At 72.5% G+C, this 23,302-nt stretch carries 25 protein-coding genes and 1 pseudogene; 12 read left to right on the plus strand and 14 right to left on the minus strand.

Translation table 11 applies throughout. The features are described from left to right. Positions 1-54: 54 nt before the first annotated feature. Together ACIRHA_RS06665 and ACIRHA_RS06670 are read left to right on the plus strand one after the other, a co-directional pair. On the plus strand, positions 55-1,416 hold the full coding sequence (locus ACIRHA_RS06665; RefSeq protein ID WP_403840653.1) for an MFS transporter: 1,362 nt from the start codon (positions 55-57) through the stop codon (positions 1,414-1,416). A gap of 42 nt (positions 1,417-1,458) precedes the next feature. Continuing rightward, a pseudogene (locus ACIRHA_RS06670) lies at positions 1,459-1,584 on the plus strand (SDR family oxidoreductase); the annotation flags it as partial. Between the two features lie 14 nt (positions 1,585-1,598). Here the strand turns inward: ACIRHA_RS06670 and ACIRHA_RS06675 are convergent. Continuing rightward, positions 1,599-2,189, minus strand: coding sequence for a TetR family transcriptional regulator (locus ACIRHA_RS06675; RefSeq protein ID WP_403842150.1), 591 nt, complete (start codon positions 2,187-2,189; stop codon positions 1,599-1,601). A gap of 68 nt (positions 2,190-2,257) precedes the next feature. Here ACIRHA_RS06675 and ACIRHA_RS06680 point away from each other — a divergent pair, with 68 nt between their 5' ends. Together ACIRHA_RS06680 and ACIRHA_RS06685 are read left to right on the plus strand one after the other, a co-directional pair. Continuing rightward, on the plus strand, positions 2,258-3,079 hold the full coding sequence (locus ACIRHA_RS06680; RefSeq protein WP_403840656.1) for a class I SAM-dependent methyltransferase: 822 nt from the start codon (positions 2,258-2,260) through the stop codon (positions 3,077-3,079). 88 nt (positions 3,080-3,167) lie between these two features. Then, positions 3,168-3,407 carry a hypothetical protein gene (locus tag ACIRHA_RS06685; protein ID WP_403840658.1) on the plus strand — a complete coding sequence of 80 codons (240 nt, stop codon included), beginning with the start codon at positions 3,168-3,170 and terminating at the stop codon, positions 3,405-3,407. Between the two features lie 22 nt (positions 3,408-3,429). Here the strand turns inward: ACIRHA_RS06685 and ACIRHA_RS06690 are convergent, their stop codons facing one another. Together ACIRHA_RS06690 and ACIRHA_RS06695 are read right to left on the minus strand one after the other, a co-directional pair. Further along, positions 3,430-5,211 (minus strand): tetratricopeptide repeat protein, encoded by a 1,782-nt coding sequence (locus ACIRHA_RS06690; RefSeq protein ID WP_403840659.1) that lies wholly within the window; start codon positions 5,209-5,211, stop codon positions 3,430-3,432. 59 nt (positions 5,212-5,270) lie between these two features. Beyond that, complete coding sequence (locus ACIRHA_RS06695; RefSeq protein ID WP_403840661.1) at positions 5,271-6,482, minus strand: FAD-dependent oxidoreductase; 1,212 nt, start codon at positions 6,480-6,482, stop codon at positions 5,271-5,273. Between the two features lie 148 nt (positions 6,483-6,630). Between ACIRHA_RS06695 and ACIRHA_RS06700 the strand changes: the two genes are divergently transcribed. Together ACIRHA_RS06700 and ACIRHA_RS06705 are read left to right on the plus strand one after the other, a co-directional pair. Beyond that, complete coding sequence (locus ACIRHA_RS06700; protein WP_403840663.1) at positions 6,631-7,317, plus strand: TetR/AcrR family transcriptional regulator; 687 nt, start codon at positions 6,631-6,633, stop codon at positions 7,315-7,317. Beyond that, complete coding sequence (locus ACIRHA_RS06705) at positions 7,310-7,849, plus strand: MarR family winged helix-turn-helix transcriptional regulator (RefSeq protein WP_403840665.1); 540 nt, start codon at positions 7,310-7,312, stop codon at positions 7,847-7,849. Before ACIRHA_RS06700 ends, ACIRHA_RS06705 begins: the two co-directional genes overlap by 8 nt. Positions 7,850-7,851: 2 nt before the next feature. Here ACIRHA_RS06705 and ACIRHA_RS06710 read toward each other — a convergent pair whose 3' ends face one another. Continuing rightward, positions 7,852-9,597, minus strand: coding sequence for a chloride channel protein (locus ACIRHA_RS06710; protein ID WP_403842153.1), 1,746 nt, complete (start codon positions 9,595-9,597; stop codon positions 7,852-7,854). Between the two features lie 214 nt (positions 9,598-9,811). Between ACIRHA_RS06710 and ACIRHA_RS06715 the strand changes: the two genes are divergently transcribed. Continuing rightward, positions 9,812-10,810, plus strand: coding sequence for an NAD-dependent epimerase/dehydratase family protein (locus ACIRHA_RS06715; protein WP_403840668.1), 999 nt, complete (start codon positions 9,812-9,814; stop codon positions 10,808-10,810). A 7-nt stretch (positions 10,811-10,817) separates the two neighbouring features. Here the strand turns inward: ACIRHA_RS06715 and ACIRHA_RS06720 are convergent, their stop codons facing one another. The 4 genes from ACIRHA_RS06720 to ACIRHA_RS06735 form a co-directional block, all read right to left on the minus strand. Then, a complete protein-coding gene (locus ACIRHA_RS06720; RefSeq protein WP_403840669.1) occupies positions 10,818-11,219 on the minus strand; it encodes an ankyrin repeat domain-containing protein in 402 nt (133 codons plus the stop codon). A 2-nt stretch (positions 11,220-11,221) separates the two neighbouring features. Further along, complete coding sequence (locus ACIRHA_RS06725) at positions 11,222-12,685, minus strand: catalase (protein ID WP_403840671.1); 1,464 nt, start codon at positions 12,683-12,685, stop codon at positions 11,222-11,224. A gap of 106 nt (positions 12,686-12,791) precedes the next feature. Next, positions 12,792-13,916: a sensor histidine kinase gene (locus ACIRHA_RS06730; RefSeq protein WP_403842155.1), complete on the minus strand. Its 1,125-nt coding sequence runs from the start codon at positions 13,914-13,916 to the stop codon at positions 12,792-12,794. Positions 13,917-13,922: 6 nt separating this feature from the next. Continuing rightward, positions 13,923-14,657, minus strand: coding sequence for a response regulator transcription factor (locus ACIRHA_RS06735; protein WP_403840674.1), 735 nt, complete (start codon positions 14,655-14,657; stop codon positions 13,923-13,925). 123 nt (positions 14,658-14,780) lie between these two features. On the opposite strand from ACIRHA_RS06735, the gene ACIRHA_RS06740 reads away from it, so the two are divergent. Genes ACIRHA_RS06740 through ACIRHA_RS06750 form a run of 3 tightly spaced genes read left to right on the plus strand, consistent with a single transcriptional unit; the run spans position 14,781 to position 16,851 of the window. Continuing rightward, entirely contained in the window at positions 14,781-15,482 is a 702-nt protein-coding gene (locus ACIRHA_RS06740; protein WP_403840676.1) for a glycosyltransferase family 2 protein, read from the plus strand. Then, a complete protein-coding gene (locus tag ACIRHA_RS06745) occupies positions 15,479-16,105 on the plus strand; it encodes a DUF2064 domain-containing protein (RefSeq protein WP_403840678.1) in 627 nt (208 codons plus the stop codon). The genes ACIRHA_RS06740 and ACIRHA_RS06745 overlap by 4 nt, the downstream gene beginning before the upstream one ends. Next, positions 16,081-16,851 (plus strand): class I SAM-dependent methyltransferase, encoded by a 771-nt coding sequence (locus ACIRHA_RS06750; RefSeq protein WP_403840680.1) that lies wholly within the window; start codon positions 16,081-16,083, stop codon positions 16,849-16,851. The genes ACIRHA_RS06745 and ACIRHA_RS06750 overlap by 25 nt, the downstream gene beginning before the upstream one ends. On the opposite strand, the gene ACIRHA_RS06755 is transcribed toward ACIRHA_RS06750, so the two are convergent. Both ACIRHA_RS06755 and ACIRHA_RS06760 read right to left on the minus strand, forming a co-directional pair. Continuing rightward, complete coding sequence (locus tag ACIRHA_RS06755; protein WP_403840682.1) at positions 16,749-17,231, minus strand: hypothetical protein; 483 nt, start codon at positions 17,229-17,231, stop codon at positions 16,749-16,751. The two genes, ACIRHA_RS06750 and ACIRHA_RS06755, sit on opposite strands and share 103 nt — an antisense overlap. A gap of 5 nt (positions 17,232-17,236) precedes the next feature. After that, the gene (locus ACIRHA_RS06760; protein WP_403840685.1) at positions 17,237-18,460 is read right to left on the minus strand and encodes a molybdopterin-dependent oxidoreductase; all 1,224 of its coding nucleotides are present in this window, start codon (positions 18,458-18,460) and stop codon (positions 17,237-17,239) included. 113 nt (positions 18,461-18,573) lie between these two features. Here ACIRHA_RS06760 and ACIRHA_RS06765 point away from each other — a divergent pair, with 113 nt between their 5' ends. Beyond that, positions 18,574-19,923 carry a hypothetical protein gene (locus ACIRHA_RS06765; RefSeq protein WP_403840687.1) on the plus strand — a complete coding sequence of 450 codons (1,350 nt, stop codon included), beginning with the start codon at positions 18,574-18,576 and terminating at the stop codon, positions 19,921-19,923. A 30-nt stretch (positions 19,924-19,953) separates the two neighbouring features. Here ACIRHA_RS06765 and ACIRHA_RS06770 read toward each other — a convergent pair whose 3' ends face one another. The 3 genes from ACIRHA_RS06770 to ACIRHA_RS06780 all read right to left on the minus strand — a co-directional run bounded on the left by ACIRHA_RS06770 (position 19,954) and on the right by ACIRHA_RS06780 (position 21,599). Further along, positions 19,954-20,637: a phosphoribosyltransferase gene (locus ACIRHA_RS06770; protein WP_403840690.1), complete on the minus strand. Its 684-nt coding sequence runs from the start codon at positions 20,635-20,637 to the stop codon at positions 19,954-19,956. 49 nt (positions 20,638-20,686) lie between these two features. Then, the gene (locus ACIRHA_RS06775) at positions 20,687-21,091 is read right to left on the minus strand and encodes an SseB family protein (RefSeq protein WP_403840692.1); all 405 of its coding nucleotides are present in this window, start codon (positions 21,089-21,091) and stop codon (positions 20,687-20,689) included. Positions 21,092-21,185: 94 nt separating this feature from the next. Then, complete coding sequence (locus tag ACIRHA_RS06780; RefSeq protein WP_403840695.1) at positions 21,186-21,599, minus strand: GNAT family N-acetyltransferase; 414 nt, start codon at positions 21,597-21,599, stop codon at positions 21,186-21,188. Between the two features lie 257 nt (positions 21,600-21,856). Here ACIRHA_RS06780 and ACIRHA_RS06785 point away from each other — a divergent pair, with 257 nt between their 5' ends. Continuing rightward, complete coding sequence (locus ACIRHA_RS06785; RefSeq protein WP_403840697.1) at positions 21,857-22,504, plus strand: response regulator transcription factor; 648 nt, start codon at positions 21,857-21,859, stop codon at positions 22,502-22,504. Here the strand turns inward: ACIRHA_RS06785 and ACIRHA_RS06790 are convergent. After that, positions 22,474-23,163 carry a TetR/AcrR family transcriptional regulator gene (locus ACIRHA_RS06790; RefSeq protein WP_403840700.1) on the minus strand — a complete coding sequence of 230 codons (690 nt, stop codon included), beginning with the start codon at positions 23,161-23,163 and terminating at the stop codon, positions 22,474-22,476. The genes ACIRHA_RS06785 and ACIRHA_RS06790 overlap by 31 nt on opposite strands. Between the last annotated feature and the right edge of the window lie 139 nt (positions 23,164-23,302).

The raw sequence follows: 23,302 nt of genomic DNA on the forward strand, positions 1-23,302 counted from the left end.
CCCCACCCACCATTACCGGGCCGCCACCGGACAGCCCGGACGAGAGGAACAACGATGTCCTCGCGTTACCGCTCCGCCCTGCCCGAAAACGCGGCCTCCGCGCCCGCCGCGGATCCCTCCCGCCGCAGCCGCGCCATCGTCATCGCCCTGTGCTGGGCGCTGGTGTTCATCGACGGCATCGACACGTTCATCTACGGCTCCGCGCTGCCGCACATGCTCGGGTCGAAGGCGCTCGGCCTGACCGACGCCACCGCCGGTGACATCGGCAGCTACACCACCTTCGGCATGCTGGTCGGCACCATCCTGTCCGGCACCGTCAGCAACTGGGTGGGCCGCCGCAAGACCGTCTTCACCTCGGTCGTCGTCTTCACCGTCGCCACCGTCGGCTGCGGATTCGCGCAGAGCGCCGGGGTGTTCGGCTTCTTCCGCCTGGTGTGCGGCTTCGGCCTCGGCGCGCTGCTGCCGATCGCCATCTCGTACGGCATGGAGTTCACGACCGGCGCCCGCAAGGCGCTCGCGACCGGTGTCATCATGACCGCCCACCAGACCGGCGGCGCCGTCGCCCCGCTGCTCGCGCTGTGGCTGATCGACGACTTCGGCTGGCGCTCCGCGTTCCTCGTCGGCGCGATACCCGCGCTGATCTTCCTGCCGCTCGCCCTGAAGCTGCTGCCCGAGTCGCCGACCAACCTGCTCACCCGCGGCCGCACCACGGACGCGCAGGCCCTCGCGGGAACGTACGGTCTCGAACTGCCCGAGCCCAAGGGCCACGCCACCGACAAACTGCAAAGCATCAAGGCCCTGTTCCGCGGCCGCCAGTGGCTGACGACGCTGTGCTTCTGGCTGACGTCCTTCGCCGGCCTGCTGCTCGTCTACGGGGTCGGCCAGTGGCTGCCGAAGATCATGGGCGACCTCGGCTACGAGACCGGTGACTCGCTGCTCTTCTCGACGTTCCTCAACGTCGGCGGCATCGTCGGCATGCTGGTCGCGGGCCGCCTCGCCGACCGCGTGGGACCGCGCCGCATCGTCATCATCTGGTTCGCGCTGACCGCGGTCTTCGTCTACCTCATGGGCGTGCACATGTCGGTGGCTGTGCTGTACGGCGTCGTCTTCCTCGCCGGGCTGCTCCTGTTCAGCGGCCAGACGATGGTGTACGCGACGGTCGGCTCCCACCACCTGGAGGAGGACCGGCCCACCGCGCTCAGCTGGGTCTCGGGCATGGGCCGCTTCGGCGCCGTCTTCGGCCCGTGGATGGGCGGCCAGCTGCTCGCGGCGGGCCACGCGGACCTGGGCTTCTCGATGTTCTCTGTGGCCGCCGTCTTCGGTGCGGTGATGATGGCACTGGCCGCACTCACCATCCGGGTCGGGCTGAAGCGGGGGAACGGGGACCGGAACGGGGCGCCGGTGCTGGCCGGTTGACCCGTGCGCGCAACCTGACCGCCGCCGAGAAGCGTCCCGCTCGGTCGCGTCGGTGCTCCTGCCGACATCGCCGAGGCCGTGGCGTTCCTCACGTCGGACGCCGTCGGTTGCATCACCGGCGAGAACCTCGCGGTCTCCGGCGGCATCGGCGTGCACGCGGGCGCCTGACGGGCCGTCCGTTTCTAGCGGGGGAGCGCCCCGGCGACGGCGGACGTGACGACGCGGCGGACGTCCGCCTCCGCGGGCGGGCCGTCCTCCCGGTTCGCGTACAGCAGGTGGCCCGAGCCGATCAGGGTGAGGCCCAGGGAGTCGATGTCGGTGTCGGGCGTCAACCGGCCGGCCCGCCGCTCCGCTTCGAGGTACGAGCGGACCATGGCGGTGGCGTCCGACAGGACCGTGACGCCGGGGCGTCCGGCCGCCCGCAGCCGCACGCGCAGGCCGTCGCGGAAGGTGAGCAGGCCGACCATGGCGACGACGACCGGGGTGAACAGGTCCGTCAGTGCCTCGGTGAGGAGGTCGACGACGGTACGGGTGCCGGCGGACGCGGCGAGCGCGGCGGCCCGTTCCTCCATGCGGCCCGCGCGGTCGATGACGAGGTCGGCCAGGAAGGCGTCGAAGTCGGCGAAGTGGCGGTGCAGCACGCCTTTCGCGCAGCCCGCCTCCGTGGTGACCGCCCGGCTGGTGAGCGCGGCGGCCCCGTCCCGCATGAGGACGCGCTCGGCCGCGTCGAAGAGCTGCTCGCGCACATCGCGTATGGCCACACCGGTCGGCACCTGCGCTTCTCCTTCATTCGGTTCGGGCCAGACTAGAAGAGTGGGCATGCGCCCACTATGGTGGGCGCATGCCCACTCGTGACGTGAAGCCCTCTGGGGCCGCTGCGAACCAACCGCACAAGGCGCGCGCCATGGCCGAGTCCTTCGGCGCCGACCCCGAGCGCTACGACCGCACCCGGCCACGCTACCCCGATGCCCTCGTCGCCCGGATCGCCGCCGCCGCGCCCGGCCACGACGTCCTCGACGTCGGCTGCGGCACGGGCATCGTGTCCCGGCAGTTCCGGGCGGCGGGCAGCACCGTCCTCGGCGTCGACGTCGACGCGCGCATGGCGGAGTACGCCCGCGGCCACGGGCTCGACGTGGAGATCGGCCGGTTCGAGACCTGGGACGCGGCGGGCCGCACCTTCGACGCGGTCGTCGCGGGACAGACCTGGCACTGGGTCGACCCGGTGGCCGGAGCCGCGAAGGCGGCCGAGGTGCTCCGGCCCGGCGGACGTCTCGCCCTCTTCTGGAACGTCTTCCGCCCCGGACCCGACCTCGCGGACGCCCTCGCCGCAGCCCACCGCGAAGCCCTGCCCGACTCGCCGCGCAACCCGTGGGCCCGCCCCACCCTCGACGCGTACGGGCCGATCTTCGCGAAGGTCGCCGACGGGCTGCGCGACACCGCCCTGTTCGGCGAACCCGAGGAGTGGCACTTCGGCTGGGAGGCCACGTACACGCGCGACGCGTGGCTGGAACAGATGCGCACCAGCGGGGAGGCGGGCACATACCGGCCGGAGCAGTTGGCGCAGTTGCTTGCGTGCACGGGCGCCGCGATCGACGCGATGGGCGGCGGGTTCACCCTGCCGTACACGGCGGTGGTGGTCACCGCGGAGCGTGCCGGCGCCTGATACCGGGACCGGCGGCGCTGCCTGACGGGGCCCGATTGTCAGTGGCGGATGCTTCTCTGGAGTCGGACGGAAAGGGGAAGCAGGAGCGATGAGTCAGGAAGCTCGGCGTGGGCAGCCCGGCCGGGACCTGTGTGTCCGGCGGCATCCGGACACACAGGTGGAGTGCGTGCTGCCCGACACGCACTATCCGCGCCCGCACCACGCGCTGGACGGGACGACGTGGCACGACGGGCTGTGCGCGGCCTGTCATGGGAGCGGGCGGAGTGAGGGGGAGGTGTGCGGTGGCTGCCGTGGCGGCGGGTTCTGTCTGCTGGAGGAGCAGGAGTGAGCGGTGGTGTTCGCCCAGGGCGCTACGCAGGGCCTGAGCAGCAGTCGTCCTCCTCCTCGGTGCCCGCAGCGTCCAAGCGGCAGTAGCACGACGAGCGGATCGGGACGTCCGCCACCGCGAGGGCCGTCGTCAGCTGCGGGGCGATGATCCGGGCCTCCGCGGTGCGGCCGAGCCGGAGCAGGCACTCGTGGTGGCCGTGCAGCGCCCAGACGTTGTTGGGGTGGCGCAGCGAGCGGGGGAGGGTGTCGTCGAGGCCCAGGTCGGCGGCGTAGACGGCGGCGGCCTCCGTGACCCTGCCCTGTTCCAGGAGTAGCGCCCCGTACGCGTGCCGGGTCGGCTGCATCCAGCCCCACGGCTCGTCGTAGGGGAGGGTGTCGTCGAGGTGGATGGCGCGGCGAAGGTCCGTGAACGCCTGGTCGCAGTCGCCCGTCCGGTAGGCGAGTTCACCGTCGAGCATCGCGGCGGCGATGGCGAGGAGGTCGAGGCATGTGTTGTTGAAGAGGGTGCGGGACTCCGGTACCCGCTCCACGGCCGCCGTGAAGTGCGCGCGTTCGGTCGCCGCCTCCTGTGTGCGGCCCGTCGCGGCGAGGGCGAGGCCCCGGCCGTAGTGGGTCATCGCCGTCGTCACGCAGTACAGCTCCGGGTCGTGGGGCAGCGGCAGGTCGATGAGGTCCTGCCAGCGGCCGAAGCGGACCAGGGCGTGCACCCGCATGCCCAGGAAGCCCTCCAGCCAGTCGGCCATGGGCGGGGAGCCGACGCGCAGCAGTTCCTCGGGGACCGCCGCCTCGAGCCGGTCCACGGAGTCGAACGCCACCTCCGCCTGACCCGCGAACATCGCGGCGTAGAGCCGGAAGTGGACGTTGTGGCAGCGGTAGAGCGTGTAGAAGTTCATCGCGCCGTCGCGGGCCAGTGTCAGCTCATCCGCCTCGATGGCGCGGGTGTTGGCCGCGATGGTGCGCCGGTAGTCGCCGCACAGCACGTCGATGTGCGAGGGCATGTGGTGCAGATGGCCCGAGTCGGGCACCAGGCCCCGGAGCCGGTCGGCAACCGGGAGCGCCAGCTCGGGCGTCGGTGACATCTCCATGAGGTGGATGTAGAGGTGCAGCAGGCCGGGATGGTCGCGGCCGTCGGGCTGTGCAAGCGCGCGTTCGAGCGCTTCTCGCGCCTCGACGGTGCGGGCGCCCTCGGCGGGGCGGCCGGTGGGCAGATCCCACAGCTGCCAGGGCGTGAGGTTCATCAGGGCGTCGGCGTACAGCGTCGCGACATCAGGGTCGTCCCGGTGGTCCGCGTAGACCTTGCCCATGGCCTGCGCGTACTCCTCGTTCCACACCGACTGATCGGGCACGGGACCGGCCGACGGGTAGCGGGACGCGAGGGCGTCGATCAGCGCCTGCTCGGCCGGTGTCGCGCGGGCGGCGGCGAGCGTGGCGCGCTGGACCGCGTGGTGCGTGCGCTCGACGCTCGACGTCAGATCACGCTCGTCGAACGCCTCCCAAGGCTTGTTGTAGTTCGGTCCCAGGGCGTAGGCGAGGCCCCAGTGGGCCATGGCGCACTGCTCGTCGGCCTCGATGGCCCGCTCGAAGCAGTCGGCGGCCGCCTCGTGATGGAAGCCGTACACCCACAACAGGCCCCGGTCGAACCACCGTTGGGCCTCGGGCGACCCGGTGGTGATCTCGCGGTGGAAGGATCCCAGGTCGTAATAGCCGTCGTCGTTCACGGGCGCCGCCTTCGACGAGTGTGCGGGGTCCGTCCCGACGAGGGGCGGATCGGGCACATTGTCCCGCCAAGGTCGGCGCCGCACCATGGGCGGCGCCGGAGGTGCAGCCTTGCGGCCGCGACCGCAGAAGCCGCTTCCCCGTCGGGTCAGGCTCGCGCGGCGTCGTGCCCCGTCTCCTTCTCGGCGACGACGGACTCACCGGCGACGGGCTCACCAGCGACCCTCTCACCGGCACCCGTGAAGAAGTCGACGAGCGAGTACGGCGCGCGGTCGCCGAGGCAGAGGTCCAAGATCTCACGCGCGTCCTCGTAGAAGCCGGAAGTGCGGGCGAACATCGCCTCTTCGAAGGCCGCGAGCGCCGCCTCGATGTCGCTGGGGTGCGCGGCGATCGCCCCGCCGAGTTCGGCGCCGTCGAACATCGCCAGGTTGGCGCCGTCGCCGGACGGCGGCATCAGGTGCGCGGCATCGCCCAGGAGCGTCACGCCCGGCACACGGTCCCAGCGGTGCCCGTCCGGCAACGTGTGGATCATGCGCGCGACCGGGGCGGACCCGCCGTCCGTGATCAGAGCCGTCAGCTCCGGGGCCCAGCCCTCGAACTCGGCGGCGATGCGGGCCTTCGCCGCGTCGGCGTTCGTGAAGTCGATGTCGGCGAACCAGGCAGCGGGGCGGGCCAGTTGGACGTACGTGTGGATGATGCCGCCGGCCTCGCGGTGCGCGCTGATGCCCTTGCCGGGAGAGGGGGCGAGCAGGGCGCCGGCGCCGACCGCCCCGGCGGCCGCCTCGTGCCGCGCATCGACGTCGTGCAGGTAGGTCTCGACGAACGTCGTGCTGGTGTAGGCGGGCGTGGCGTCCGAGACCAGAGGGCGGACCTTGGACCAGGCGCCGTCGGCGCCGACGAGGAGGCCGGTGGTGACGGTCGAACCGTCGGCGAAGGCCAGCTCGTGGCGGCCGTCACCGAGCGGCAGCACGCCGGTGATCTTGTGTCCCCACCGGACCGTGCCTTCGGGCAGTGAGTCGAGCAGGATCCGGCGCAGGTCGCCGCGGAGTACCTCGGGGCGCCTCGCGCTGCCGTCGTCGGGCTCGTCGAGCAGCACCTTGCCGTGCTGGTCGAGCACGCGCAGCGCCTCGGCGCCCTCGTGGATGATCGCGCGGAACTCCTCGGTGAGCCCGGCCGCCGCGAGGGCCGCCTGCCCGTCGGCCTCGTGTATGTCGAGCTGGCCGCCCTGGGTGCGGGAGTCCGGCGAGCGGTCGGCTTCGTAGACGGTCGCGGGGATGCCGTGGACGTGCAGGACGCGGGCGAGGACGAGGCCGCCGAGGCCCGCGCCGACGATGGTGATGGGTGTGGTGTGCGCATTCATGATCTTGCTCCATTTCGGGAGTGTCAGGAGAGCCGGAAGTGTCAGGAGAGCCGGAAGGGTCATAAGAGTCGGGAGAGCCGGGAGTTCACTGGAACGTTGTTCCAGTGCCAGTTTGGAACAACGTTCCAGTCGTGTCAAAATGTGACGCATGGCGACCAGGGCACAGCGGACAGAGCGGCGCACCGACGCGCTCTCCAAGGAGCGGATCGTCGACGCGGCGATCGGGATCCTCGACGCCGAGGGCGAGAAGGGGCTCACCTTCCGCGCGCTCGCGGCGCGCCTGGCGACCGGCGCCGGAGCGATCTACTGGCACGTCGCGAACAAGGACGAACTGCTCGCGGCGGCCACCGACGGAGTCGTCACGCGCGTCGTGACGGACGTGGGCCGCGGCGAGGGCCCGCGGGAGGGGATCCGGACCCTGGCGCTCGGCGTCTTCGACGCCATCGACGTGCACCCGTGGGTAGGCACTCAGCTCTCCCGTGAGCCGTGGGGGTCCGCGCTGCTGCAGATCTTCGAGGGCCTGGGAGGCCGGCTCCAGGAGCTCGGCGTTGCACGGGCCGACCAGCTCAACTCCGCGTCCGCGCTGCTGAATTACGTCCTCGGGGCCGCCGCCCAGAACGCCGCGAACGCCCGCCTCGCGCTCCCGGTGGGGGCCGACCGCTCCACGTTCCTCGGCGGGATCGCCGCTCGGTGGACGGAACTCGACGCCGCGCGCCACCCGTTCCTGCGGCAGGTGTCGGCGGAATTGCCCGAGCACGACGACCGGACGCAGTTCCTGGCCGGCATCGACCTCATACTGGCGGGTGTCGACACCGCGAGGAGGGCGCATGGCTGAGAGCGGGAACGGGGCCCGGCCCGAGGGCCGGGACGACGTGGACGCGGTGACCCGTGCGGTGCTCACCGCGTCGCGGCTGCTCGTCGCCGTGTCGGCCCGGTCCCTCGCGGAGGTCGAGGACCGGGTCACGCTGGCCCAGTTCCGGATGCTGGTGGTGCTCTCGACGCGCGGCGCCACCAAACTCGTCACGCTCGCGGAGCAGTTGCACGTGGCGCCGTCCACCGCGATGCGGATGGTGGACCGGCTGATCGCGGCGGGACTCGCGGACCGCAGTGCGAACCCCGCCAACCGCCGCGAGACGCTCCTGCAACTGACCGACGAGGGGCGCCGCACCGTCGAGAACGTGACCGCGCGACGCCGCCAGGACATCGCGGGGATCGTGGAGCGCCTCGACCCGGAGCAGCGCGCTTCGCTGATCGGCGCGCTGGACGCGTTCAACGAGGCCGGCGGCGAGCCCTCGGCGCCCGGCGACCCGGACCCGACCTTGCACCCGCTGGGCTGGGCCGATCTGCCGACGGGCTCCGCGGGCTGAACCTACGCGGGCTGGACCTGTGCCGGCTGCCCTTGTGCGGAGGCGACCTGTGCGGACGCGGCCTGTTCGGGCGCCGGCCGGTGCAGCGCCCGCAGCGCCCCTTGGTGGCTGAGCCAGCCCACCGGCTCGTCCTTCTCCGTGTGCATCACCGGGAGTCCGGTCCCGGGCGCCGCGAGGAGTGTGTGCAGCGCCGTCGAGAGCGGCTGATCCGTGGTGACGCGGGGTGTGCGCAGGGCGAGTTCCCCCACGGTGGTCGGCGCCCCGTCCTGCTGCTCCGCCAGTGTCTCGGCCACCGCCTGTGCCGTGACGACGCCGGCGTAGCTGCCGGAGTCGTCGCGCACGGGCAGTGCGCCGTGGCCCGAGCGGCTCAACAGCTGTGCCGCGGAGCCCAGTTGGAGTGACGAGTGCAGGGGAGCGGGGAGCGGTTCCAGGACGGCGGCGACCCGCTGGTCGCCGAGCGGGGCTCCCGGCGCGGGGCCGTCCAGGTCGATGCCGCGACGGCGCAGCTTGAGCGTGTAGATGGTGTCGCGTGTGAGCAGGCGGCTGGTGGCGGTCGCGAGGACGATCGCCAGCATCAGCGGCAGGATGATCGAGTACTCGCCGGTCAGCTCGAAGAGGATCACCACGGCGGTGATCGGTGCGCGGGACGAGCCCGCGAAGGCGGCGCCCATGCCCACCAGCGCGTACGCGCCGACGGCCCCAGCGGTTCCCGGCATCAGGCCATGCGCGACCGCGCCGAACGCGGCGCCCAGCATCGCCCCGATGAACAGGCTCGGCGCGAACACCCCGCCCGAGCCGCCGATGCCGATGGTCAGGCTCGTGGCGATCATCTTGCCGACGAGCAGAAGCAGCAGGAAGCCGATCGCGTACCCGCCCTCCGTGGCCTTCTCCAGGACCGGGTAGCCGACCCCGTACATCTCGGGAAGTGCGAGCAGGACCAGGCCGAGCGCGAGTCCGCCGACCGCGGGGCGCAGCCACTCGGGGCCGCGCCACAGCCAGTCGCAGGCGTCCTCGATCGCGTACAGGACGCGCGAGAAGCCGACGCCGACAGCGCCCGCCACGATGCCGAGGACGGCGAACAGGGCGTACTGGCCGAGGTGTTGGACCGGGAAGTCGGGCAGGCTCAGGAACGCCACGTCGCCGAACGCGGCCCGGCCGATCACGCTCGCGGTGACGCTGGCCAGGACGGTCGCGCCGAACGCCTCGACGGTGAAGGTCCGCAGGATCAGCTCCATCGCGAAGAACACACCGGCCAGCGGGGCGTTGAACGTCGCCGCGATGCCGCCCGCCGCTCCGCACGCGACGAGCAGCTTCAGCCGCTCCTCGGAGAGTCCCGTGACGCGGCCGAGCGTGGAGCCGAGGGCCGAGCCGATCTGCACGATCGGTCCCTCGCGCCCCACCGAGCCGCCCGAGCCGATGGTCAGCGCCGAGGCCAGCGTCTTCACCACGGCCACCTTCGGGCTGATCCGGCCGCCGCGCTTGGCGACCGCGAGCATCACCTCCGGCACGCCGTGCCCGCGCGCCTCCTTGGCGAAGCGGTTGACCAGCGGGCCGTAGAGGAGGCCGCCGACGACGGGCGTGACGAGGACGAAGAAGGGGCCGAGCCAAGGTGCGTGCGGGTTGGCGCTGCCGGGGGCCGCCGCGTAGTCGCCGTGCCCGGAGAACAGCCGCGTGAACGTCTGGATGCACCAGCGGAAGACGATCGAGCCGAGTCCCGCTCCCGCGCCGACGAGCACCGCGAGGAGCATCGTCGAACCCCGGCCGCCGAGCATCAAGCGCCTGGCCCGCAGGCCGCCTCCTGTGCCGCTCACTCTGTTTCCCACCTCACGTTTGCATAATGCAAAATACCGACCTTTGCATTATGCAAAACATGTCAAGGGGGTCTGCCACGGGGTCTTACGGAGTCGTGACGCATCGGCCCGTTGCCGTGGTGAGCGGGGTCGGGGGATCTAGCGTGGCGGCATGCGAGTTCTGGTCACCGGCGGTGCCGGGTTCATCGGGTCCCATGTCGTCGAGGCGCTGGCCGCGCGCGGGCACGAGCCCGTCGTGTTCGACGTACGGGAGGACCCCGGCGCCGACGTGCGCGACCCCGACGCGGTCGCCCGCGCCCTGGCAGGTGTCGATGCCGTGTGCCACCAAGCGGCGAAGGTGGGTCTTGGCGACGGGGTCGCCGACGCCGCCGACTATGTCTCGCGCAATGACCTCGGCACGGCGGTGCTGCTCGCCGCCATGGCCGAGGCCGGTGTGCCGCGGCTCGTGCTCGCCGGGTCGATGGTCGTCTACGGGGAGGGTCGCTACGCCTGCGCGCGGCACGGGGCCGTACGGCCAGGGCCGCGGGACGCCGCCGACCTGGACGCGGGGCGGTTCGAGCCCAGGTGCCCCGACTGCGGCGCCGAGTTGGCGCCCGGCCTCGTGGGCGAGGATGCCCCCGTCGACCCGCGCAACGTGTACGCCGCGACCAAGCTCGCGCAGGAACACCTGGCCGCCGCCTGGGCGCGGTCGAGCGGCGGGACGGCACTCTCGCTGCGCTACCACAACGTGTACGGGCCCCGGATGCCCCGCGACACCCCGTACGCCGGTGTCGCCTCCTTCTTCCGTTCCGCGCTCGCCCGCGGCGAGGCCCCCCGCGTCTTCGAGGACGGCCGCCAGCGCCGCGACTTCGTGCACGTACGGGACGTGGCCGAGGCCAACGCGGTGGCCCTGGAGGCCGACGCCGAGCCGGGCGCGCTGCGCGCCTACAACACGGGCAGCGGCACGCCGCACACCGTCGGCGAGATGGCGTCGGCGCTCGCGGCGGCGTACGGCGGGCCCGAACCCGTCGTGACGACGGAGTACCGGCTCGGCGACGTCCGGCACATCACCGCGGACTCGGCGCGGCTCCGCACCGAGCTCGGATGGAAGCCGGAGGTGCGATTCGCGGACGGGGTACGGGAGTTCGCGCGGGCCGCGATGGCCGGGTGACCTGCGGTCAGCGGGCCAGCAGGTGCTCGCGGCCGAACATCGTGGCCGCGGCGCGCGCCGACGGGGTGCCGGCGTCGAGATTCGCGCCCGCTTCGACGAGCACCGCTACTACCTCCTCCTCGCCCTTGAACAGGGCGCCCGCGACCGGTGATTGGTCGCGTGCGTTGCGCAGATCCGGGTCGGCGCCGAGCTGGAGCAGTGCGCGGACCGTGTCGGCGTGACCGTGGTAGGCGGCCAGCATCAGCGGGCTGTTGGACTGCGCGTCGGTGACGTCCACGGGCAGCCCGTGCCGCACGAACTCGACGAGCTCGGCGGAGCGGCCCTCGCGCGCCAGATCCATGGCGAGGGCGAGGACCCGCTCCGTCTGCTCGGGCGTCAGCGCGCTGCCGCTCGGAGAGCTGCCGCTCATGCTCAGAGCTCGCCCGCGGCCAGGGCCTCGATCGCCTTGCGGACGCCCTCGCCGTAGGCCGGGTCGGCCTGCGTGCAGTTGGCGATGTGCCGTTCGACGGTCGCCTGCGACGCGCCGTCGATCGCGCGCGCCGTGTTCGCGAACAGGACCTGCTGCTGCTCGGCGCTCATCAGCCGGAACAGGTTGCCGGGCTGCTCGAAGTAGTTGTCGTCGTCCTCGCGGAAATCGAACCGGTCGGCGACGGCGCCCACGGCCTGGCTCGGCTCGCGGTAGGCGGGCTGCTCCCGCCAGCGGCCGTACGAGTTGGGCTCGATGCCGGGCGTGGCCCCCTGGTTGCCGTCGACGCGCATGGCGCCGTCGCGGTGGTAGGAGTTCACCGGGTTCTTCGGCGCGTTGACCGGGATCTGGTGGTGGTTCACACCGAGCCGGTAGCGCTGCGCGTCGCCATAGGAGAAGAGGCGGCCCTGCAGCATCTTGTCGGGCGAGTAGCTGATGCCCGGGACCACGTTGGCCGGGGTGAAGGCGGCCTGCTCCACGTCCGCGAAGTAGTTGTCGGGGTTGTGGTTGAGCTCCCACTCGCCGACCTCGATCAGCGGGTAGTCCTTCTTCGACCAGACCTTGGTGAGGTCGAAGGGGTGGAAGCGGTAGTTCTCCGCGTCGGCCTCCGGCATGACCTGGATGAACAGCTTCCACTTCGGGAAGTCGCCGTTCTCGATCGAGTCGAAGAGGTCGCGCTGGTGGGACTCGCGGTCCTTGCCGACCAGGGCCTCGGCCTCGGCGTCGGTGAGGTTCTTGATGCCCTGCTGGGTGCGGTGGTGGAACTTCACCCAGAACCGCTCGCCCTCGGCGTTGATGAGGCTGTATGTGTGCGAGCCGAAGCCGTGCATGTGCCGGTACGAGGCGGGGATGCCGCGCTCCGACATCACGATGGTGACCTGGTGCAGCGCCTCGGGGAGGTTGGTCCAGAAGTCCCAGTTGTTCTCGGGGTCGCGCAGGTTCGTGCGCGGGTCGCGCTTCACCGCGTGGTTCAGGTCCGGGAACTTCAGCGGGTCACGGAAGAAGAACACCGGGGTGTTGTTGCCGACCAGGTCCCAGTTGCCCTCGTCCGTGTAGAACTTCAGGGCGAAACCGCGGATGTCGCGCTCGGCGTCGGCCGCGCCGCGCTCGCCGGCGACGGTGGAGAACCGGGCGAACATGTCGGTCTGCTTGCCGACCTCGGAGAAGATCTTCGCGGTCGTGTACCGCGTGATGTCGTGGGTGACCGTGAAGGTGCCGAACGCGCCGGAGCCCTTGGCGTGCATACGGCGCTCGGGGATGACCTCGCGGTCGAAGTGGGCGAGCTTCTCCAGGAACCACACGTCCTGCAGGAGCATCGGGCCGCGGGGCCCGGAGGTCACGGAGTTCTGGTTGTCCGGAACCGGCGCTCCGGCGACCGTGGTCAGCGGCTTCTGGTTGTTCTCGGGCAAGGCTGGCTCCTTCTGCGCGCCACCCGGGCCTGCTCGTGGGAGCGACCCAGAGGAATGCGGATCGGACGGGATCGTAGTCCAGATCCTAACTTGGAATCAGTCCAAGTCAAGCAGAGGTCCAGGTTTCGGTGCTGGGTAGCGTCACCTCGAAACGGCAGCCGCCGGGGATGTTGCGGACCGTGGCCCGGCCTTCGTGCGCCTCCACGATGCCGCGCACGATCGCGAGGCCCAGGCCCGCGCCCGCCGGGGGCGTACGGGCGTGGGTGCCGCGCCAGCCGGTGTCGAAGACGCGCGGCAGGTCCTCCTCGGGGATACCGCCGCAGGCGTCCGAGACCGACACCACCACGCCCTCCGGCGAACGGTGCGCGGCGACGGCGACCGTGCCGTCCGCCGGGGTGCGCCGGATCGCGTTGACGAGGAGATTGCCCAGGACCCGGCTCATCTCCTTTCCGTCGACCTCCACCGGCACCGGCTCCACCTGCTCGCCGACGAGCAGCACCCCGTGCTCACGGGCGAGCGGGTCCGCGCCCGCCAGCGCGTCGCTGACCAGGTCGTACAGGGACATCCTGGCGGGGGCGAGCGGCAGCGCGCCCGCGTGGATGCGGGACAGCTCGAAGAGGTCGCCCACCATGTCGTTGAGCCGCTCGACGTCCGTGCGCATCTGGCGCAGATAGCGGTCCGGGTCGGCGGCGACGCCGTCCTCAAGGGCCTCCGCCATGGCGCGCAGCCCCGCGAGCGGGGTGCGCAGATCATGCGAGATCCAGGCGACCAGCTCGCGCCGCGAGGTCTCCAGGGCGCGCTCGCGCTCCCGGGAGGCGGCGAGCTTGGCGCTGGTCGCCGCCAGCTCCCGGCTGAGCTCCTCCAGTTCGGCGGTGGCCGGCGCGTCGGGCGCGGCGAAGTCGCCGCCGTCGCCGAACGAGCGCGCGGCGACGGCCAGTTCACGGCTGCGGGCCACGACCCAGCGGCCGAGGACGAGCGCCGTGGCGAGCGACACGGCCGCCGCCATCGCGACCACCAGCGTCACCACGGTCAGATCGTGCGCCGACAGGAACATCGCCCACGCCACGGCGAGTGTGCCCGCCAGCATCGCCACCACGCCGACGGTGGAGACCACGGCGAGCGACGCGGTGAGCGAGCGCCGCCGCAGCAGCCGCAGCGCACCCGCCCCGGCCAGGCCCGTGGCGGCGGCGCCCGCGAAGGCGTACAGGGCGATGAGGAGGGTGTCGTGCATGGTCACTCACACCACCTGGCCGGCCGGCTCGAAGCGGTAGCCCACGCCCCACACCGTCTGGATCAGGCGCGGGCGCGCCGGATCGTCCTCGACCTTGCCGCGCAGCCGGCGGATGTGGACCGTGACCGTCGACAGGTCGCCGAACTCCCAGCCCCACACCTCGCGCATCAGGTCCTCCCGGCTGTACGCGCGCCCCGGATGGCGCAGGAAGAAGGCCAGGAGGTCGAACTCGCGCAGTGTCAGGGCGAGTTCGGCGCCCTCCCGCGTGACCCGGCGCGCCGCCGGGTCGACCGTGAGGCCCGCCGCGACCAGCGGGCGCTGCCGGTCGGTGGCGGGGCGGGCGCGGCGCAGCACCGACTCCACGCGCAGCACCAGCTCGCGCGGGCTGAACGGCTTCGTCACGTAGTCGTCCGCGCCGACCTCCAGGCCGAGGATCCGGTCGTCCTCGTCGCCGCGCGCGGTCAGCATGATGACCGGGACGGGGCCGCGTTCACGCATTCGGCGGCACACCTCCAGGCCGTCCATGCCGGGCAGCATCAGGTCGAGCACCACCAGGTCGGGCCGGTGCGCGGCGGCGCGCGCGAGGGCCGTGGGGCCGTCGTCCGCGCGGTCCACCCGGTAGCCGGCGCGGTCCAGGTATCCCGCCACCACCTCGGCGACGGTGGGGTCGTCGTCGACGACGAGGACGCGGCCCGCGCCGTCGTCGGGTGCCGGCCCCGTGGGCTCGTATGGCTGCTGCATGTCACCAGCCTCGCACCGCGCCGGGCTTCCGAGGCGTCCCGGCCGGGCCCGAGGAGCCGACGTCCGTGTTTCGTAAGGATCTAGCACCCGAAATGTCGGAATCGGGCTCGTAGGGTGAGACCCGTGACAAGCCCACCCACCACCGTCGACGTGGTCCTTCCCTGCCTCAACGAGGCCGAGGCCCTGCCCTGGGTCCTCGACCGGATCCCGCCGCACTGGCGCGCCCTCGTCGTCGACAACGGCTCCACTGACGGCTCCGCCGGGATCGCCCGCTCCCTGGGCGCCCAGGTCGTGCGCGAAGAGCGGCGCGGATTCGGCGCCGCCTGCCACGCGGGCCTTACGGCGTCCGACGCCGACATCGTGTGCTTCTGCGACTGCGACGCCTCCCTCGACCCCGGCCTGCTCGTCCCCTTCGTACGCGAAGTGGCCGACGGCGAGGCCGACCTGGTGCTCGGACGGCGTCGCCCGACGGCGCGCGGTGCCTGGCCCGCACACGCCCGCGCGGGCAACCTCGCGCTCGCCCGCATGCTGCGCCGCAGGACCGGCCTGCGCCTGCACGACCTCGGGCCGCTGCGCGCCGCACGCCGCGAGGCGCTGCTCGGACTCGGCCTCACCGACCGGCGCAGCGGCTACCCGCTGCAGATGGTGGTGCGCGCCGCCGACGCCGGCTGGCGAATCTCCGAGCACGACGTGCCGTACCTGCCGCGCACCGGCGCCTCCAAGGTGACCGGCACCTGGCGCGGCACCTGGCACGCGGTGCGCGACATGAGCCGGGTGCTGGGCGAGACGCCCGAACGGGAAGACCGGGAAGGGAGCGTCAGGTGAGCGCCCCTCACGACCTCCTGGTCATCGCCAAGGAGCCGCGCCCCGGCCGGGTCAAGACCCGCCTCACCCCGCCGTTCACCCCCGAGGAGGCGGCGGACCTCGCCGAGGCCGCGCTCGCCGACACCCTGGACGCGGTCGCCCAGGCACCGGCCGCCCGCCGCGTCCTCGTCCTCGACGGGGAACCCGGGCCCTGGCTGCCGCCCGGCTTCGAGGTCGTGCCGCAGTGCGCGGGCGGCCTCGATGAACGCCTCGCGGCCGCCTTCGCCGGGTGCGCCGGGCCCGCGCTGCTCATCGGCATGGACACTCCGCAGGTCGACCCCGACCTGCTCACCGTCGACTTCGCCGACTGCGACGCCTGGTTCGGCCCGGCGCTCGACGGCGGCTTCTGGGCCCTCGGCCTGGCCGACCCCGACCCGGGTCTGCTGCGCGGTGTGCCGATGTCCACGGCGTACACCGGTGCCGCACAGCGCGCCCGGCTCGTCGAGGCGGGCCTCAGGGTGCGCGACCTGCCGCCGCTGCGCGACGTGGACACCGCGGACGACGCCGCGGCCGTGGCCGCGCAGGCGCCGCACGGCCGGTTCGCCGCGCGCCTGGCGCGATGTACGACGGGGGTGCACCAGTGAGAGCGCGCATAGGATCCGCCGTGAGCGCGCCCGCCGCCCCCTGGGCGGGCGCCGATCCGTACTCCGCCGCCCTGCGCTCCGGGCGCGGACCCCTCTTCCTGCGCCGCACCGACGGCTGGCTGCTGCCACTGGAGGTCGAACGCTGGTGCGCGCGGGCCGACGCCGTCGACCGGCAGGTGCTCGACCGCTGCGAGGGCGCCGTGCTCGACGTCGGCTGCGGGCCCGGACGGCTCGTCGCGGAACTCGCCGCGCGGGGCCGTACGGCCCTCGGCGTCGACGTCAGCGACGCCGCCGTCGCCCACAGCCGGGGCCTCGGCGGCCAGGCGCTGTGCCGCTCGGTGTTCGACCCGCTGCCCGGCGAGGGCCGTTGGAACACCGTGCTCCTGATGGACGGCAATGTCGGCATCGGCGGCGAACCGCACACCCTGCTCACCCGCGTCGCCCAACTCCTCGCCTCCGGCGGCCTGTTGGTGGCCGAGACGGCACCCGTCGACGTGGACGAGCGCGCCAGCGTGCAGGTCACCGACTCACCGGGACAGGCGCAGCAGCCGGGACAGTCCGGGGGCCACCCCTTCCCCTGGGCCCGGCTCGGTACCCCGGCCCTGCTCCGGTACGCGGCCGGGGCCGGTCTGCGCCCCGTCGATCAGTGGTCCGTGGGCGGCCGCTGCTTCGCCGCGCTGCGTACCCGCACCGCGAACAGCAGCGCGGACCCCGTGAACAGTGCGGCCGTGACCAGCAACCAGTGACCGAGGTACACATCGGCGGAGCGGCCGGTCGCCGACCGGTACCGCTCGTCGACCGCCCCGCTGACCAGCGGGAACCAGATGAGCAGCAGCAGCCCCGACAGGGCGGCGGGAACCCGCACGTACCCCACGCGCTCCCGCCGCCCGGCCGCCGCGAACCCGCGAACGAGCAGCCGGTCCACCCCCGCGTACAGCGGCACCAGCACGAGATCGTGCACCAGGGCGGCCCCCACGAACCACAACGCGACCCCGAACCAGTCGTCGGCCAGCAGCCGCACGCCCGCATATCCGGCGAGCGCGAACGAGCAGAGCAGCAACAGGAGTTGAAGCGGGCTGCCCAACGGGACGCGTCTGCCCGAAGGGATGCGACGCAAGAGTGACATCACGGTCACACCTTTCCGAAGGTGAGCCGGGCGACCCACTTGGTGTTGAGTACGCCCGGCGCGGCAGGCACGATCACGCGCGCCGGGTGGCCGTGGTCGGGGGAGAGTGCCTCCCCGTTGACGTACAGGGCGAGCAGCGAGCGAGGATCGGCGACCTGGTTGGCGCGCAGCGCGGCGTGCCGGAAGGCGCCGCGCCGTTGCAGGGACTCGACGAGCACATCCGGCGGCTCGGACTCGTGGCCCACGAGCGCCGCCAGGTCGCGCAGTCGCACGCCCCGCCACCACTGGTCGGACGTCGACCAGCCCTCGACGCAGGCGATGGGCAACGCCGAGCTGTGCAGCGGGAGTTGGGTCAGTTCGGTGCGGCTGAGGCGCACCGTGCGGCCCGAGCGACCGACCACGACGAGACGCCACGCGTCCTCGGCCGTCTCCGCGCGGTCGATGCCCGCGTAGGCGGCGGTCTTGTTGATCTGGAATCCGTTCGGGCCCTCGGCCGGGTCGGCGCCGCCGTGCGGGGCGAGCAGCGCGGTGCGGCGCGCGAGGCCGTCGAAGCTCTGCCCCGCCGTCGTCCCGAACAACAGCAGCGAGCCACCCCCGACGAACCACAGCGCACCACGCCGCGACACCGTCGGCGGATCCGGGCGCGGTGCCACCAACTCACCCTCCTCGCGCGCGCGACGCACATTGCGCACCGCCGCCGGAACCTTCAGCACGGCGTGCGCCACGAACGCGGCGAAGAACACCCACGCCCCGTAGAAGTGCAGCGGATAGAACGAGCCGGGGAAGAGGTAGTCGAGCTGCACGTTCAGCACACCCGTGACGAACTCGAACAGGGCGCCGCCGACCAGGAGCAACAGCGAGACACGTTCAAGCGCGTGTGTCAGCGAGCGGGCCGGCGGCAGCGCGAACAGCTTCGGCACCACCGACCACAGCTTCGCCAGCAGCACGGGGATCAGCGTGATGCCGAGCGTGATGTGCACGCCCTGCGTGAGCCGGTACAGCCAGTGCGGATCCGTCGGCCAGTCGAAGAGGTAGAAGCCGAGGATCCCCTTGTCCGGTGTCTTGTCGTTGAGAGAGGACAGACCAGGGTTGTACGCCGCGTACGAGAGGAGGCCCGTCACGAACAGCACGGTGATGCCGACGATCAGCACCAGACCCAGCACGGAGGTGAGCCAGGGGCCGCGCAGCGGGCTGCGCCAGAAGGAGGGCGAGGCGGGGGTGTCACGCATGTGTCGACCGTAGGACGCGAGCCGGGTGAATCGGGGTGCGCGACTCATGACGAAACGCTGACATCAGGGCCGGTCGGCGCAGTGCGGGACGCCTCTCAGCCTAGCGTTCCCGTGTGACCACCCGCACCGACCGATCCTCCGCACGACGCGACCTGTACGCCGCCGCGGCCGCGCTCCTCCTCGTACTGACCGCCGCGCTCGTCGGCCGCCACATCGAGGACACCTACGGCACCCTGCACGTCGGCGCGCCCCCGCTGTACGGAAAGTCGCTCCCGCACATCGGCCCCGGCACGCCCGCCGCCCTCGCGGTGGCCGCCGCCGTCGTCGCGTACGGACCCGTGCTCGCGGCCCGGCTCCGCTGGCGCGCCCTGCTCGCGTCCGCATGGGCCACGGCCACCGCCTGGATCCTCTCCCTCGCCCTGATCGACGGCTGGCACCGCGGCATCGCGAAACGACTCACCACCAAGTACGAGTACCTACAGGTCATCGACCGCTTCCACGACATCCCGGCGGCGCTGCGCGAGTACACGCGGCACATCCTCATCGACGCGCCCGACCACTGGCCCGCCCACACGGCAGGACATCCGCCCGCCGCCCCGCTCACCTTCGTCCTCCTCGACCGCGTCGGGCTCGGCGGAGGCGGCTGGGCGGGGCTGTGGTGCATCACCGTCGGTGCGACGGCGTGCGTGGCCGTGCTCGTCGCCGTGCGGGCGCTCGCCGGAGAGGAACTGGCGCGCCGCGCCGCCCCGTTCCTGGTCGTCGTGCCGGGCGCGGTGTGGATGGGCGCCTCGGCGGACGCCTACTTCGCCGCCGTCGCCGCGTGGGCGGTCGCGCTGCTCGCGCTCGCGGTCAGCGAACGTTCGCTCTGGTGGGCGGCCGGGTCAGGGCTGCTGTTCGGGCTGACCTGCTACCTCTCGTACGGGCTCACGCTGTTCGCCGTCATCGGGCTGGCCGTGCTGTTCCTCGGGCGGGGGAGGGTGCGGGAGCGGCCGGTGGTGCTCGCGGGGCTGTTCTGCGCCGGGTTCGTCGTCGTGCCGGCCGCGTTCACGCTCGCCGGATTCAACTGGTGGGAGGCGTATCACCTGTTGACCACCCGCTACTACCAGGGCGCAGGCGGGATCCGGCCGTACGGCTACTGGGTGTGGGCCAATCTCGCGTGCACGGTCCTTGTCGTCGGCGTCGCGACGGTGGCGGGGCTGCGGCGGGCGGTCGGGCTTCTGGTCAGGCCGGACGACAGGGAAGGCGGTGGGGCGCGGCTCGCCCTCCTTGCCGGAGCCGCACTCCTCGCCCTGCTCGCCGCCGACCTGTCCGGCATGAGCAAGGCGGAGACCGAACGCATCTGGCTGCCCTTCGCGATGTGGCTCGTCCCCGCCTGCGCGTTCCTCCCCCGGGCGAGGCCGTGGCTCGCCTCACAGGTGGGGCTCGCCCTGCTCGTGAACCATCTGGTGCTCACCGGGTGGTGACGCGGCGCGCGGGCTGCCAGGAACGTGCGGTCAGCCGCCGCGGCCGCTCTTCTCGTGGCGCTCTTCCTGGGCGTGGAACGCGTACAGGACGTCCAGCACCTCCGCGTCCGAGACCTGCGGGAACCGCTCGTAACCCTCGCTCACGGCGTGGAAGTCAGGCGGCTGTTCGAGGCAGATCACGTCGCCTGTGTGTCCGCGCAGGTCCGCCACGGTCTGGGGGCTGCCGACGGGCGCCGCGAGGGCGAGGCGGGCCGCGCCCCGGCGGCGGAGCGACAGGAGAGCCGCCGTGGCGGTGAGTCCGGTGGCGAGCCCGTCGTCGACCAGGATCACCGTCCGGTCCTCGACCGGCGGCGCGGGGCGGCCGGTGCGGTACAGATGGGTGCGGCGGTGCAGTTCGGCGCGGGCCTCCGCGACATCGGGGCCGAGCTTGTCCTCGCTCAGGCCCAGGAGTTCGAGGGCCGCCCGGTCGAACAGTGGCGGCTCCTCGCCGACGACGGCGCCGATCGCGGTCTCGCGCCGGCCCGGCACACCGATCTTGCGGGCGACCACGACGTCGAGGGGCGCGTGCAGCGCGTGCGCGACGGGCGCCGCCACGGGGACGCCGCCGCGTGGCAGCGCGAACACGACCGGGTCGACGAGATCGCTGGAGTCGGCCCACTCCAGCATCCGCAGAGCGAGCTCTTCACCGGCGTGCGTACGGTCACGGAAGGGCACGGGGCCTCCTCTGCGGTCGTCGGTTGTCTCCGTGGGGCAGGGGGCCGGCTCAGGACCGGTGGCCGAGCAACTCCCGTACACCCTCTCCGTTGAGCGTCAGGGCGTCGGGCGAACCCGCGTCGATCGTCATCGACAGCTCCGTCGGCCAGCGCGAGGCGAGCGTGCCCAGCGGAACCGGTGTGCAGCGCGAGATGAACGGAAGCAGTTCCGACATGCGCAGTTCGGACGTGAACAACGGCACCAACTGCTCGCCGCCTGGCTGCTCGATGACCGGCAGGGACAGCGCGGCGGAGGCCGAGTCCTGTTCCTCGCCCACCTCGTCGGGCACGGGTACGAGGACCTCGCACTCGGCGAGTGCGTCGAGCGCGCCCTGGTCCTCCGTGTTCAGGGTGAGGGCGCTGAGCGCCTGCTGCGCGGGGGAGTGGCCGTTCTGTGGGATGGAGTTCTCGTGCATGGTCGATATCCCCTCTGGAGTACGGGCGGACGGCGCCCCGCGTACCCAGGGGGTGTCGGTCCATGCAGCAGAGATTCGGGGGACGGCGACCGGCTCAGGCCGCCGCCCGTCTCGCCCAGGCCCGGCCCCACCGCCCCAACATGTGCGGGCACAGCGGCCGGCCGTGCAACAGCTCCACACCCTCCGTGGCGCCCGTGGCGACGAAGAAGCGGCGGCCCATGGACGACTGCAGCGTGGTGGTCCAGCGAAAGCCGTCACCGACGGCGATCGCGCCGCGCAGCAACTCGTGGCCGATGCCCTCCCGGCGCCACGACTCGTCCACCCAGATCGCATGGATCCGCCCCACCGCGCAGTCCTCGCACAGCCGGAACCGGACCTCGGCGATCTGCCGGCCGGCCTGGGTGCGGGCGGTGATCCGCCACTGACCGTCGGCGCCGGGGCGCTGTTCGGCGAGCATCACCACGGTCCCGTCACCGGTCGTGATCAGCCCGCCCGTCCTCCTACGCATGCGGGCCTCCTGCGGGCGTGCTGTGTCGGAGTTGTGCCCGCGCATCCTTTCACGCGGTGGGGCAGTGACGACAGGGGTGCGCGGGAGTGGTCCTGAGGCCGGCTGTGCGCCGGTCCGGCCTCCGCGCTCCCCGGGGTTCTGCATAGACTGAAATAGTGCATTCCGCAGATAACGGAAGATTTCGCAAGGCTCTCCTGGGGTGCGGCGAGAGCGTCCCGGCCGACCGGGCGGCCACGCTGTGCAAGGAAATCCTCGGCTTGGACGCTGTGACGGCGGTGACCGCGGCCGAGCTCGTCGAGCGGGCCGCGGACGCCGCCCCCGACCTGGTGATCAGCGTGACGGAGCTGCCGGACGGCAGCGCGATCGACGCGGTGCGGGAGCTGCGTGGCGGCGGCGACACCGTGCCCGTCGTGCTCCTCACCCGGCACACGGAGTCCAACCGGCGCGTGGCCGCGTTCGCGGCAGGCGCGGACGACTACATCGTCGTGCCCGCCGATGCCACCGAGATCCAGATGCGCATCAGGGCGCTGGTCCGGCGCTGCGTCTGGGAACGCGAGGCCGCCGTGCCACAGGCGGAGCCGCGGTCAAAGGGGCCCGGGCCCGGTGAAGTACGCGTCGGTGACATCGCGCTGGTCGCGGAGACCCGCACCGTCACCCGCGACGGAACCGCCGTGGAGATGACCCCCACCGAGTACGGGCTGCTCGAATTCCTCATGGCCCACCCCCGGCAGGTGCTGTCCCGGCAGCAGATCCTCGGCGCGGTGTGGGGCCCGCACCACCAGGGCAGGGACGCCGTCGACACCTACATCCGCTATCTGCGCCGCAAGCTCGACCCACTGGGCCCGCCCGCGATCCACACCAAGCGCGGCTACGGCTACGTGTTCGACCCCGAGCGCGAGGCCTGACCGGCGCTGTCGTCCGCCGCCGCGGCCGGCCCGTCGACCCCCGTGCTCATGCGCTCGAGGAGTGCGACGAACCGGTCGTCGAGATCCCGCACCCCGATGCCGAACTCCTTGGCCAGCGACGAACGTGTCAGCACATAGCCGTAGTTGACCGACTGAAGGAAGGCGTGCAGCGCCACGGGGTCCACGTCCCCCGCCACGTATCCGCTGTCGATGTCGGTGCGCAGCCGCTCCTGGGTCCGCTCGCGGAACGGCATCGTCTTCAGCTTGGTGTCGCCGTCCAGCATCAGCATCATCAGCAGCCGGACCGAGGACGCCATCCGCACACAGCCGCGCACCGAGCGGGCCACCCGGTCACCGAAACGCCGCGGCCCCTCCTCGACGAGGAGCCGCGCCCGCCGCTCGGCCGCCGTGCGCTGCAAGGCCGCTCGCAGCAGGTCACGGCGGGAGCCGAAGTAGTGGTAGACGAGGCCGCGGTTGACTCCGGCCCGGTCGGCGACCTCGCGCAGATTCAGGCCCGCCAGCACGCCGTCGCGCTCGATCAGTTCGAGGGCGGCGTGCTCCAGGAGCTTGCTCGTGGCCTCGCTGTCCATGGCTGCCTTCTTGACGGCCTTCTTGCGGGGCGCTGCCGCGCCCGTCGTGCCGTCGCCACTGTCCGCCAAGTCCGCCTCCCGTGACCGCCTCGCCACTCCATTGAGCTGCGCACACCGTACGCGACGCGGGGTCGGCGGCACCCTCCCGGCGAACTCCCACAGAACTCCCGACGATCGCGCGCCGTATCCGAGCCGCATTCCCGGCGGC

Origin of the sequence: Streptomyces sp. NPDC102360, from assembly GCF_044766085.1 — a bacterium.
In the GTDB taxonomy this organism is placed as follows: domain Bacteria; phylum Actinomycetota; class Actinomycetes; order Streptomycetales; family Streptomycetaceae; genus Streptomyces.